This is a genomic window from Pedobacter sp. (genome assembly GCF_040513095.1).
Taxonomy (GTDB): Bacteria; Bacteroidota; Bacteroidia; order Sphingobacteriales; family Sphingobacteriaceae; genus Pedobacter.
The window spans coordinates 21,360-33,760 of the sequence record NZ_JBEVDX010000042.1 but is presented as its reverse complement, the minus strand read 5'-3'; the positions used below and the strand labels follow the sequence as shown (position 1 = coordinate 33,760).

At 44.2% G+C, this 12,401-nt stretch carries 10 protein-coding genes; 8 read left to right on the top strand and 2 right to left on the bottom strand.

Annotated features, from left to right (window positions below; translation table 11 throughout):
- Position 1: 1 nt before the first annotated feature.
- Genes ABWY16_RS05970 through ABWY16_RS05935 form a run of 8 tightly spaced genes read left to right on the top strand, consistent with a single transcriptional unit; the run spans position 2 to position 10,125 of the window.
- Complete coding sequence (locus ABWY16_RS05970) at positions 2-2,338, top strand: GumC family protein (RefSeq protein ID WP_353903735.1); 2,337 nt, start codon at positions 2-4, stop codon at positions 2,336-2,338.
- The gene (locus ABWY16_RS05965; RefSeq protein WP_353903734.1) at positions 2,338-3,882 is read left to right on the top strand and encodes a lipopolysaccharide biosynthesis protein; all 1,545 of its coding nucleotides are present in this window, start codon (positions 2,338-2,340) and stop codon (positions 3,880-3,882) included. Before ABWY16_RS05970 ends, ABWY16_RS05965 begins: the two co-directional genes overlap by 1 nt.
- Before the next feature lie 7 nt (positions 3,883-3,889).
- Positions 3,890-4,651: a glycosyltransferase gene (locus ABWY16_RS05960; RefSeq protein WP_353903733.1), complete on the top strand. Its 762-nt coding sequence runs from the start codon at positions 3,890-3,892 to the stop codon at positions 4,649-4,651.
- On the top strand, positions 4,651-6,012 hold the full coding sequence (locus ABWY16_RS05955) for an O-antigen ligase family protein (RefSeq protein WP_353903732.1): 1,362 nt from the start codon (positions 4,651-4,653) through the stop codon (positions 6,010-6,012). The genes ABWY16_RS05960 and ABWY16_RS05955 overlap by 1 nt, the downstream gene beginning before the upstream one ends.
- A 14-nt stretch (positions 6,013-6,026) precedes the next feature.
- Complete coding sequence (locus tag ABWY16_RS05950; protein WP_353903731.1) at positions 6,027-7,088, top strand: hypothetical protein; 1,062 nt, start codon at positions 6,027-6,029, stop codon at positions 7,086-7,088.
- Entirely contained in the window at positions 7,085-7,927 is an 843-nt protein-coding gene (locus ABWY16_RS05945) for a glycosyltransferase family 2 protein (protein WP_353903730.1), read from the top strand. The genes ABWY16_RS05950 and ABWY16_RS05945 overlap by 4 nt, the downstream gene beginning before the upstream one ends.
- A gap of 17 nt (positions 7,928-7,944) precedes the next feature.
- On the top strand, positions 7,945-8,874 hold the full coding sequence (locus tag ABWY16_RS05940; protein WP_353903729.1) for a glycosyltransferase: 930 nt from the start codon (positions 7,945-7,947) through the stop codon (positions 8,872-8,874).
- A complete protein-coding gene (locus tag ABWY16_RS05935) occupies positions 8,875-10,125 on the top strand; it encodes a glycosyltransferase family 4 protein (protein ID WP_353903728.1) in 1,251 nt (416 codons plus the stop codon).
- Here the strand turns inward: ABWY16_RS05935 and ABWY16_RS05930 are convergent.
- Both ABWY16_RS05930 and ABWY16_RS05925 read right to left on the bottom strand, forming a co-directional pair.
- Positions 10,119-11,510 carry an exopolysaccharide biosynthesis polyprenyl glycosylphosphotransferase gene (locus ABWY16_RS05930; protein WP_353903727.1) on the bottom strand — a complete coding sequence of 464 codons (1,392 nt, stop codon included), beginning with the start codon at positions 11,508-11,510 and terminating at the stop codon, positions 10,119-10,121. The two genes, ABWY16_RS05935 and ABWY16_RS05930, sit on opposite strands and share 7 nt — an antisense overlap.
- Positions 11,507-12,298 carry a WecB/TagA/CpsF family glycosyltransferase gene (locus ABWY16_RS05925; RefSeq protein WP_353903726.1) on the bottom strand — a complete coding sequence of 264 codons (792 nt, stop codon included), beginning with the start codon at positions 12,296-12,298 and terminating at the stop codon, positions 11,507-11,509. The genes ABWY16_RS05930 and ABWY16_RS05925 overlap by 4 nt, the downstream gene beginning before the upstream one ends.
- Between the last annotated feature and the right edge of the window lie 103 nt (positions 12,299-12,401).

Here is a 12,401-nt window from a genome sequence, read left to right as displayed (position 1 = left end):
GATGAAATTGATCAGAAAAACGTCAGAGGCACAAGCACCACCGGCAGCAACAGAGCAGGGTGGGAATATGGTCTTTAAATTATTGCCTTACTGGCCCCTGTTTGCTATCCTGTTTGTGGTGGCAATTGCAGGTTCATGGCTTTATTTGCAGATGACTGCTCCGTTGTACGAAGCGACAGCCCGGATCATGATCAATGAAAAGAAAGGTGCTGAGGAGGCTAAAACCGATGCGCCGATGCAGATTACCACGCCGAAGAAAACAATCGACAACGAAAGGGAAATGATCATGTCAAACCCTATCCTGTATAAGGTTGTAGAAAACCTGTCGCTGTATGCACCGGTATTTACCAAATCATCGCTTTCAAAAAAAATCGCCTACACTAACTCCCCGGTACAAATTGTTGCAAAAGATCCTAAATCGGTTAAATCAACCGAACCGGTTGAATTTACATTTGCTCAGTCTGCCGTAACTTTCGGTGGCAAATATTATCCCCTGAACAGCTGGGTGAAAACCCCATACGGGACGCTGATGTTCATGATGAACACGCACAACAAAACCTTGCAGCGGACAGGAACTTTCTTTTTCTCGCTGATCCCTGAGAAAAAGGTAGCTGCGACGCTTAGTTCAAGATTGAAGGTGGTAGAAGCCAATAAGCTTTCTACCATTTTGAATGTAACACTGACTGACGAGGATCCGGACAGGGCAGAAGCCATTCTGGATGATGTGCTGAAGGTATACACCAATATGGCTGTTGAAGAACAAAACCGTCTGGCCTCCAATACGATGGATTTTATTACACAACGTTTAACAGGGGTCCAAAGCGAACTTTTGGCTATTGAGAGCAACCTGCAGAACTACCGTGCTGTTGAAGGTGCTGTAGACGTAGGTACACAAGGAAAATTATACCTTGAAAATGTAAGCAACAATGACCAGAAGGTTGGTGAAATCAATATGCAGCTTTCTGTACTGGACCAGGTAGAGAAATCTGTCCGTTCAAACAATCTTGCAAATGGCGTGGTGCCATCAACCGTGGGGGTAAATGATCCCGGACTGAGCCAGATGGTTAAAAACATCTATGAACTGCAGCTGAATGCAGAGAGCCTGAAAAAAACTACGGGAGAGAACAACCCGATGTACGTGTCGTATATAGACCAGATTGATAAAATCAAACCACAGATTGTTCAAAACCTGCAGAACCAGCGTGCAAGCCTGGAAGCCAGCCGCAGAAACCTGTCTTCAACTACAAGTAACTATTCATCGGCACTGCAAAGTATGCCCGAAAAAGAACGGAAAGTAGTTGATATCAGCAGACAGCAACAGATCAAGAGCAATATTTATACTTTCCTGTTGCAGAAAAAAGAAGAAACTGCACTATCCTACATCTCTAACGGGTCAGGAAGTAAAATTGTGAACAATGCTGAAGCGTCTGAATTTCCGGTTAGCCCGAAAAGAAAAATGATTTACCTGGCTGCTTTATTTGGCGCAGGAATCTTAGGCCTTGGCTTTGTTACTGCCAAAGAAGGATTACGCAGGAATGTAATGTTCCAGAGCGATATTGAGAATTTAACAAGATTACCTGTGATTGCTGAGATCACTACAGATAAAGCTAACCGCGCGATTGTAATGGGCGGGCAGGAACGTACTTTGATTGCTGAGCAGTTCAGGGCATTGCGTACCACGCTGAGATACCTGGGTGTAAGCACTACGCATAAACGCGTTATGGTTACTTCTGCGATCTCTGGTGAGGGCAAAAGTTTTGTAGCCTCTAACCTGGCTATCAGTTTGGCGATGACAGGGAAAAAGGTGGCTTTGCTGGATTTCGACCTGAACAATCCTACGCTGCACCGCAAATTCAACATCAAACAAACTGTTGGTATTACTGAATACCTGCAGGGAACAATAAGTGCCGCACAGGCGATTGTCCCATCCGGACAAAATGATAATCTGTCGCTGTTACTGACAGGCGCATTGCCAATGGATCCTTCGGAACTGATCCTGAGCGATAAAACAGAGGAGCTGCTGAACTATCTTGATGAGCACTTCGATTATATTGTACTTGATGTGCCTCCGGTAGGACCGGTATCTGATGCCTATACGCTGGCGCAGTTTTGTGATGCTACCCTATACGTTGTGCGCCATGCCTATACGCCTAAGGCATTTGTACAGCGGATTGATGAAAATATTAAATTGAATAACCTGCCTAATCCGGCCATTATCTTTAATGCTGTTGCGCCAAGGGGATTTGGCACAAACAGTTATGGATACGGATACGGATCGGGAACAGTATATGGCGGGTCTTATGACCAGAAGCGTATCAGCATCGACAACGGTAAATAATGAACAAAAAAATATTAAAGTGGAACTTCATTTTTCAGTACGGATATGTGATCACAAACATTATCAATTCTGTCATTTTGCTGCCGCTTTACCTGAAAAGAATTGACTCTTCTACCCTGGGCCTGTGGCTCGCTACAGGCAATATACTTGCCTGGATGACTCTTGCCGATCCTGGTGTTGGAGATGTGCTGCAACAAAAGATTGCACAGCTGCGCGGTCAGAACTCTGACAGGGAAATCGGACTGACCATAGGCTCCGGATTATCGGCCTCTGCCGGCATCCTGGCTATATCTGTCATTGCAGGTTTTGTGTTTTATTTTTTAATAGGGACGATTATCAATAAGGATGTTTCAAAATATGATGGTTTGCAGGTTGCACTGCTGGTATCTATAATTGCCACCGGTATGTCCCTGGTCTCGTTTAGCCTGTCGGGAATCAATCAGGGTATGCATAATTCAGCTCCGGTAGCAATAGGCTCACTGACAGCGAACTTCCTGTTTCTGATCACAAATGTAGTGTTATTGTACCTTGGCTTTGGTGTAATCTCCATTGCAGCTTCTAACCTGACCCGGGCGCTGTACATCAACGTTTTTAATTTTACCGCACTCAAAAAAGTGCTGAACCGCGAAAAGTTATCCATCATTTTTGATGGTACGCATTTCAAAAAATTTATCAAGATCTTCTCTTTTACCTCGGTATCCCGAATTATCGGTGGATTTGCAGCCAGTATGGACATGATTGTGCTGGCCAGGTTTGTAAACCCGGCAATGATCACGGTTTTTGAGATCAATAAAAGACCTATCCAGATGACGCAATCGCTCATCGGCAGGCATTCGGTAGCCCTGATGCCGGTAATCTCTCACGCCAACGGAAAAGGGGATACTGAGGGCATTAAAAACCTGATCGATACGCAGTTTAAATATTACACCTATGCTGCCATCTTTATCGCACTGTGTTTCATCCTCAATTACCATAGTCTGATAACTGCCTGGACAGGCGAAGGGAAGTATGCCGGTAATACTATAGTGTATCTTTTGATAGGTAATTTCTTTTTTGACCTGCTGGGTTATTTTATGGCCAATATGGGTTATGCACTCGGGGATATCAAAATGAACAGCTTTATCAATATACTGAAAGGCATTGTTTCAGGGGTGCTGTATTATTTTGTTACTAAAGCATACGGGCTGGTAGGACTGATGGTTACGATGATCACGCTGAATATCCTAATCGATTTTATCTTTTTCAGTGTGAGGCTTTATAAACTGGGCTTCCTGAATATGCAGCTGATGAGCCGCTCGCTTATGTTATGGGCTATGATCATCCCTGTTTCTGCACTGGGGGGATGGGGTTTCAATGTCCTGTACACCATGGTGATCCCGGAAAAGATGTATATCATTAAAATCCTGCTGAACGGTGGCAGTTTTGCAGTCTTCTTTGCAGGACTGATCCTGCTGCTGGACAATGCCCTGAGAAATGACGTTACCTCGATGTTATCATCGGTATTTAAAATAAATTTTAACAAACAAAGTATTATTAACCAATAGTAGGTCTATGGCTAAATTAGTAGTTATGCTCCGTGTAAAGGACGGAATGTTCTTCGTTAAAGAATGGTTGGACTGTTTCGAGAAACTGGCAGATGAAATTGTAGTGCTTGATAACGGATCTACAGACGGTACTTATGAAGCGCTCAAAGCTCATCCTAAAGTTGTGGATATCATCCGTACGGAAGGTTACAATGAGGGCAGGGACAAGAACCTGATGTATGAGCGTGCCCGTATGCGCAAGCCCGACTGGTGCCTGTGGCTGGATATTGACGAGATATTTGAACCCGGACTTACCCGTGCGCATTTTGATAAACTGATGAGCAGCAAGTTTGTGAACAAGTTTGCCTTCCGCAGGTTCCATTTCATCGACCGCGAACATTTCGCCGGATCATGGTACAGGCTAAACTATTCGTCGGGCCACGACCGTATTATGTGGCGTGAACATCCGGATGGCCATTTCCAGAACCTGATCATCGATTCGCCAAACGTAAAGGGAATTAAAGGGCTCAAACGCGGCACCAACTTCCGCCTGAAACACCTGGGTTATATCAATAAGGAACTTGTAGACAAAAAGGCCGAAATCTACCGTGCAATTATTCCCGAGAAAGAAGAGATCTTCCAGAGTATGTACCTGCAGGGCGAGAAACCTATCAAATGGATAGACGACCGCAACAGCCTGAAGGTGATTATGCTCAACAATTTGCTAAGTACGCTCCAGTTAACGCATATAGTTCCTAAGGTATACCGCAGGATTAAAAAAATGATCTGATGAACCGTATTGTTAAAATATTCAACTATCAATTTTATGTGAAGGAACTCCTCGTAGTCTTCTTCACCTATCTGCTGATGGAGAATATTTTTTCATGGATGGTGATGCCGGTATCGGTAATCGTGCTGATGTACGAGAAACTGCTGAGCCTGGCCATCTTTGGTTTTGTGCTGTATAATTTCCGTAACCTGAAAAGAAACGAGCAGATTTATATAGGGCTGATGACTTTTATGCTGGTAAGGCTGGTATTTGATTCCATGATCAATTATGGGTCTGTATTTCAGCAGCTTACTATGTTTAGTGTACTGTTCCCCGTCTGCTATGTGATTTATATAAAGGCGGTATGCCGTACGCTTGACCTTGACCTGCTGGAGTTTCTGGCCAAATTTTATATTGTTCTGTACATCGCCTTCATGGTGGTATATGGAAGAGGCTTCTCTTTCAGTCTTGAACAGGTAACAATGGATGATTACGGTCCTTTTTCCGGAGATAGCAGGATTATCCATGCCAGGTCTATCTTTATGATGATCCTGCCTTTGTTATGGTACCTGAACCAGTTTCTGAAACTCGGAAAAATGAAACACCTTGGGTTGTTCATCTTCTGTTTTGTGGTGATCCTGGTTCATCAGCACCGCTCGGTATGGGCTTCTGCCTTGTTCTCTCTTGGGGTATACATGCTGATGAGCATGAGAAACCACTTGCTTGGCATGTCTAAACTTGTTAGGGTAGGACTGGGGGCTATTGTACTGCTGGCTCTTACGGTCTTTGTGGTATCACAGGTTTTTCCGGGCTTTCTGGATTTTATGGGAGAAAGATTTAGTGAGATCCTGGATCCGACCAGAGAGGACGGTACGGGCAAGTTCCGCGACGATCAGCGCCGCACGTATTTCCCGATGGTGCTGGAACGGCCCTTCTTTGGCTGGACTTTCGAAGGTTTTGAAATGAAAAACCCGCTGGTAGACTGGTGGCCGGCGAAATCCGGACAGCACTTTCACGAAGGGTATATGGAGATGTTATTTTATCATGGCTTTCTGGGCCTGATCCTCAAATATTTTTACCTGTTATACCTGGCTTTTAAAGCCTTTAGTAAACGCCTGAGCCAGGAATCAATTATCCTGATTGCTTTCTCACTGGCGGGCCTGATTTTCTCCTTCAGTTACGTGCTTCCATTTGTATTCTGGGGCCACGTAGGTCTTTGCCTGTATTACCTGGAGCGTGCACCGGCAGCAGAAACCGAAGATGAGCCGGGCGATGGGGAGATGGAAGATGATGTTGAAGAAGTAGAATTTGAAGAAGTGCACCCGCGTTACCAGGTGAACAAAAGAAGAATAAAAGATTACGAATTGTCAAACCCTAAATAGCTCAATTAACGACTATGAATTATATATGTACCTGGCTTTGTGCGGATGTAAAAGGAGAAGAAAGTATCTATCCGCAGACCGGTGAGAAATCATCCGGACAAAAACATCAGAATATTTACTGGCGCTGCCTGGTATTGTTTTATGCCACCAGTAAACGTTTCAACAAAACACAGAAACACCTGCTTTTTACCAACGTGAATGTTTTACCTGAGGTAGATGGAAAAAGTGTGCAGGTGATGCTCGATGAGCTGGGAGTGGAGGTGATCTTTACGGACTTTAAGTATAAAACCCCAAAAGGCTACTTTAACCTTTTCCAGAACCAGTTTTATGAGTTTTCTATCCTGGAGTACATTGTAAATCATAACCAAAATCCGGAGGACAAGTATCTCATCGTAGACTCTGACTGTATCTTTACGAAACCAGCTGAGGAACTCTTTACCGAAGCTACGGCCAACAATGGCTTTATCTCCTTTGAAGATGCCTGTACTACTGAGCTGGTGATCCACGGGCTGAGCAGGGTAGACATGAAACATCTTTATGAGGATTTATCAGGTAAACCGGTGAACGAAATTCCGGGTTATCACCTGGGCGAATTTTTCCTTGCCAGTGTAAAAAATATCAATACTATTTTCAGTGACTTCCTGGAGCTTTGGCCTGAACTGATGCGAAGGTATGAAGCCGGCTTACCCAAGTTTAATGAGGAAGCACAGACACTGAGTTATATCTACTATAAAAACGGCTTTAAAGCCAGTCCGCGGACAGATTTGCTGAAACGGATCTGGACCAACCCGGTGTTTTACCGCAATGTGGAAAAAACAGATCCTGAAGTTACGATCTGGCACCTGCCATCTGAAAAAACCTACGGGCTGGCCCGCCTTTACCAGACTCTGGTAAATACGATGCCTGACTATGGTTTTGGCTTATCTGATGAGGTGTACCTGAAAACCGTTAAATCTACACTTGGTATTCCCTATATGCCGGTATCTATGCGTCTGGAATATTACGTTGTGAGTTATTACCGCGCGCTGCGGAAACGGGCAAAGAAAATCAAATTTATACCAAAAGCTGCATTATGACGATAGCTGTATTACTGGCCACCTTTAACCGCAAAGACAAAACGCTGACTTGTCTGGAGAGCCTGTTTGAACAGGCCTTACCTGAGGGCACTGCGCTTTCTGTCTTTTTAACAGATGACAATTCATCTGACGGTACCCGGGAAGCATTGCGTGAGCAATATCCCCAGGTAAATGTCTTTAAGGGCAGCGGTCAGCTCTTTTGGGCGGGTGGAATGCGCAACTCCTGGACTGAAGCTTTAAAAGCCGATCCGGATTATTACCTCCTGCTGAATGATGATACTTTACTGGAAAAGGATGCGATCAAAAAACTGCTGAAATACTATGATGTGTATGGTACAGAGCCCAATGCGCTTGCTATAGGCAGTACCATAGACCATAACAACGAGATCTCCTATGGAGGCAGGTTGCTGTATAACCAGAACAAAGTACAGAATTACACAGCCTACAGTGAAACCGAATATGTGGAGTGCGACCTTGCCAATGCGAATATCATGATGGTTCCACGCGAAATCGTGGAGCGGGTAGGTATTTTATCAGACATGTATACACACAGCATCGCCGACTTTGACTATACCATGAAAGCTAAAAAGGCTGGTTTTAAAGCTGTGGTGATGCCCGGAGTACTGGGCAGCTGTATTGACGACCATGGCAACAACTGGAAATCAGGTAAGGCAAGCCTCAAAGAAAGGATCAGCTACCTGAAAAGCCCGAAGGGGCTGGCGTATAAAGAATACATGGCCTTCATCAAGCACCACTTTCCCACACATGCACCGGAGGCATTTTTTAAGTTGTGGATGAAAACACTGTTCCCGGTGATTTGGGATAAATTCAAGAGATAAATTAAAAAAGAATAAGCATGGAAAGATCAATTATCATAGGGGTGTTTTGTTATAACAGGGCTGCGAAATTAAAAACCTGTATAGAGGCACTGCTGAAAAATCCTGAATGTGCTTCGATGGATATTGTATTTTTTAGTGACGGCTATAAGAAAGAGGCCGATAAACAGGGCATCATGGAAGTGCGTGCCTATATCGACTCGCTGACAGGCTTCAGAAATGTTATCAAACACTACCGCGACCGGAACTACAGTACCGGCCCGAACTTTCAGACCGGGTTAACCTTTCTGAGCGAGAACTATGATGAATTTATAGTAGTTGAAGATGACCTGGTAGTAGCGCCGAACTACATTAAATACCTGATGGACGGCCTGGATTTTTACAGGAAGGACAAATCTGTTTTCTGTATTACGGCATACGTTTTCCCTATCAAAAAAGACAAGTCTTACCCATATGATACCATCGTTTACAAACGTTTTTGTTCCTATGGATGGGCAGGATGGGCAGACCGCTTTAAGACTGTCATCTGGGATAAAGATGAGCTGCAGCATATGATGGACACTTCTCCGGGCTTCAAAAAAAGAATGAATGCCGAAGGCTATGACCTGGTGAGAATGCTGAAGAAACAAATTTCGGGAGTGATTTCGACCTGGGACGTGCAGCTGCAGGCGCATGTTGCAGAAAACCGCCTGAAGGTAATTTACCCGGTGCTTTCCAAAGTAAGTAACATTGGCTTTGACGAGGAATCCACCAATACTTATGGAATTAATTACCTGATTACTCCGATCGATAAAGGGGTAAAAAGAACTTTTAGCTATTGTAAGGGAGATTACATTGTTCCGGAGCTGCAGGCACAGATCAAAAAACCTTACGGTCTGAAAGCCCTGGTTACGCGTAAGCTGATCAACGAATTTATACGGGTAACAAACAGGGTAAAAAAGGCCGGTTAAATGAAGATACTGGTAGTTCATACCTATTATAAACTGAAAGGCGGGGAGGATAGCGTTGTTGCAAATGAGATTAAACTGTTGCGTGCTGCCGGTATGGAGGTAGAGCAGTTAAGTTTCAGCAACAGCGGCTCAACACTTTCGAAATTAGTACAGGTTCCCTTCAATTGGGGCTCTTACCGAACTGCTTTGCGTAAGGTTGAGCAATTTCATCCTGATGTGGTACATATCCATAACCTCCACTTCAGTGGCTCTGCAGCAGTAGTTTATGCAATTAAAAAGCTGAAGGTACCGATTGTGATGACGCTGCACAATTACCGCCTCTTGTGCCCTTCCGGTTCGCTGTATTATGATAACCAACTCTTTCTGGATTCGCTTAAACCAGGTATGGCCTGGCAGGCGGTTAAGAAAGGGGTATACCAAAACTCTAAAGCTATTACGTTCTGGATTGCCGCTGCTGCATATTTGCATGAAAAACTCGGCACCTGGAAGAAGATAGACCGCTTTATTCTTCTCGGGCAGCATTCCAAAGATCTTTTTGCAGGTTCTAAATTAGGGGAGCTTGCCAGCCGTATGGTAGTGAAGCCTAATTTTTGCTTTTCTTTGGCGGGAGGACCAATTGGTACGGCAGGTAAAGTAAAAACAGCTGTTGAGAGCTCTGCTGGTGCACTACAGAAGCAATCCTATTATCTGTATGTAGGGCGCCTTACAGAAGAAAAAGGGCTGCCAGTGCTGTTAAAAGCTTTTGCAGCTTCGGGCCATGCGCTGAAGATAGTAGGTACAGGCCCGCTCGAAGAACTGGTGAAAGATTACAGCAACCGCCACGCAAATATCAGCTTCTGCGGTGCCCGGTCTCAGGAGCAGGTTTATCAGCTTCTAAAAGCTGCTACTGCATTAATTTTTCCTTCGGTATGGTATGAAACGTTTGGAATGGTGGTGATTGAAGCCTTCTCCAATGGCGTTCCTGTTATTGCCTCGGATCTTGGGAACATTAAAAATATGGTGACTGACGGCTTCAACGGTTTGCGTTTTACTGCGGGGGACGATAACGACCTGCGGGAAAAAATAGGGTATTTTGATGCCCTGACCATGGAAGAAAAGAATAGGTTTGGAAGTAATGCCAGGCAGACTTACGAAAGTCAATACTCGCCTGAGACAAATGCTGCACAGCTGATTGAGCTGTATCAGGCAGTTATCCCAGGCAGAAATGATCCACAGGCAGGTGGTAATAGGGTAGTTTTGAACAATCAGTAAGCGTTTTTATCGCCCCTGATGGTAACATAAACGGTTAATAATATAATTCTGATATCCAGCCAGACGTTCCAGTTTTCAATGTACCAGATATCGTGCTCCAGACGCTGTTTAAGCTGTCCTGGCTGTTTAATTTCTCCGCGGTGACCATTGATCTGCGCCCAGCCCGTTACTCCCGGTTTAGACAAATGGCGTACCATGTAATCACTTTCCATGTTTGCGAAATCTATTGTATGTTTGAGCATATGAGGCCTCGAACCTACGATGGACATATCCCCCATAAGTACATTGAGGAACTGGGGTAACTCATCGAGGTTGGATTTCCTCAGGAAACGTCCTACCCGGGTAGTACGGTCATCATTTTTTGTAACCTGAACAACCGCGCCATCAGCATTGTTATGCGCTTTTAGGCTGCGTAGTTTAAGGCATGAGAATTCTTTGTTGTTCTTGCCGCTGCGTTTCTGGGTAAAAAACACAGGTCCTTTTGAATCAAGTTTGATAATTACCGCCAGGATCGGCAACAGCCATGATAACAGCAGGATAGAAATTATCAGGCTGAGGACCACATCAAATACCCTTTTTTTTACCTGGGCAGTAGCGTATTCCATGGGCTCGGCCCGGAGCGAAAGCACAGGCATGTGGTCTATGAAGTCGACATGTACTTTGCGGTCAATAAATTTGCGCAGATCCGGTACAAAGCGAAAACGGATAAAGTTTTTCTCTGCGTCTTCGGCCAGCTGGTATAGCTCAGCAGAACTCTCTGGAGACAGGGTACAGTAAATTTCTGAGATCTGATTGGCGACTGAGAAGTCGAGGCAGTCTTTGATATCGCCCAGAAAGGGATAATCCTGGTGGTTGAAATCTGCTGCATTGTAATCGAAATAGCCCTGGATCCTGACATTGCGTTCATGATTGTAAATCATGCCGATCAGCGACCTGGATATTTCATTGCAGCCGATGATCACTACATTGGTGTAGAACCGGCTGTTTGTGCGGGTGTATAAGACATAGGAGATCAGCAGCAGGCGGCTGATCAGAATGAAAGTAGCAAATCCAAACAGGAGACAGGCGATAAAAAACCAATCGTACTTAAAATTCACAAAGACTGCGAAGGCTACCGCAGAGAGGCAAAACAGAAACAATGAGGCTGCTGTCCGTCGGGTGATCAGTTTAAGCTTTACATTTTTGTAGATCACGTAGGTTGCCGTTACGTATGACCATACCAGCCATACGGCATTGCTGGCCATATACAGTATGGTGTAGTTTTTCATGTCGGCCGCCGGAAGTGCATCCAGACGGGACAGTAAAAACAGAAAAATCACGTTAAGTGCTATCAGATCTGACAGGAGAAAAAAAATCCTGTAAAGATTGGTATACCGGCTGTTCATGATGCCTTTCTTACTTTGAATTCGTTGCTGAGTTTTTTTTCTTCCAGTAATGGGATGGGATCACCGCTATCGAGTTTACGTTTAAGGATGTGGTATAAATAGATTGGCCCAAAGTAGAGATACCTGCGCCACATTCTTTTTGGCTCGCTCACTAATCTTCCCAGCCACTCCATTTTCATATTGATCATCATTGTGCTTGGTCGTTTAACAGTACCGGCATAGAAGTCGAACACCGCACCTATTGCACAAATTACTTTAGCATTGATGGCTTCCTTATGGTCGTGCGACCATTTCTCCTGCTTTGGTGCAGTAAGTCCTATAAACAAAACTTCAGGAGCAAAGTCGTTGATGGCGTTGATCATATCCTGATTGTCCTGCTCGGTAAATTCAGTTTTGAAGGGTGGTGAGTAAAATCCAGCCTGAATTTCCGGATACTGTTTATCCAAATTAGCTTTGATCTTAGCCAAAGTTGAAGGTGATGATCCAAGATAAAAACACCGCCCTTTTTTCTTGGCCAGCATGCTGAGGAAATGGTCGTGAAGCTGGGCTCCGGATATCTTCTTTATTTTTTTCCCTGTCAGGATTCGTTCTGCGATCACAATACCATCTCCATCCGGAAGCAGTACTTCCGAATCCTGTAATGCCTTTTTGAAAGTAGGATCATTTTCGGCAATACAGTAGGAATACTGATTAATAGTATTTATCACAGTCTTTTTTGTATATGACAGATCATTCAAGATCCCTGTATACAGGTTATAATCGAATCCTGTGGGTTTGATGTTATTCATGATGAGTAGGTTTGATGAAAACTGTTATGCAAAAAAGACACCAATAATTTACCGTGATGCTACCTAAAACCCTTGAAAATTAGTGTTTTAGCTAAAATTAAAG

Excerpts from the sequence above, each read along its gene's own strand:
- ABWY16_RS05950 (WP_353903731.1), top strand. The coding sequence starts at position 6,027 with ATGAATTATATATGTACCTGGCTTTGTGCGGATGTAAAAGGAGAAGAA.
- ABWY16_RS05925 (WP_353903726.1), bottom strand. The coding sequence starts at position 12,298 with ATGAATAACATCAAACCCACAGGATTCGATTATAACCTGTATACAGGG.
- ABWY16_RS05945 (WP_353903730.1), top strand. The coding sequence starts at position 7,085 with ATGACGATAGCTGTATTACTGGCCACCTTTAACCGCAAAGACAAAACG.
- ABWY16_RS05930 (WP_353903727.1), bottom strand. The coding sequence starts at position 11,510 with ATGAACAGCCGGTATACCAATCTTTACAGGATTTTTTTTCTCCTGTCA.
- ABWY16_RS05940 (WP_353903729.1), top strand. The coding sequence starts at position 7,945 with ATGGAAAGATCAATTATCATAGGGGTGTTTTGTTATAACAGGGCTGCG.
- ABWY16_RS05965 (WP_353903734.1), top strand. The coding sequence starts at position 2,338 with ATGAACAAAAAAATATTAAAGTGGAACTTCATTTTTCAGTACGGATAT.
- ABWY16_RS05960 (WP_353903733.1), top strand. The coding sequence starts at position 3,890 with ATGGCTAAATTAGTAGTTATGCTCCGTGTAAAGGACGGAATGTTCTTC.
- ABWY16_RS05970 (WP_353903735.1), top strand. The coding sequence starts at position 2 with ATGAAATTGATCAGAAAAACGTCAGAGGCACAAGCACCACCGGCAGCA.
- ABWY16_RS05955 (WP_353903732.1), top strand. The coding sequence starts at position 4,651 with ATGAACCGTATTGTTAAAATATTCAACTATCAATTTTATGTGAAGGAA.
- ABWY16_RS05935 (WP_353903728.1), top strand. The coding sequence starts at position 8,875 with ATGAAGATACTGGTAGTTCATACCTATTATAAACTGAAAGGCGGGGAG.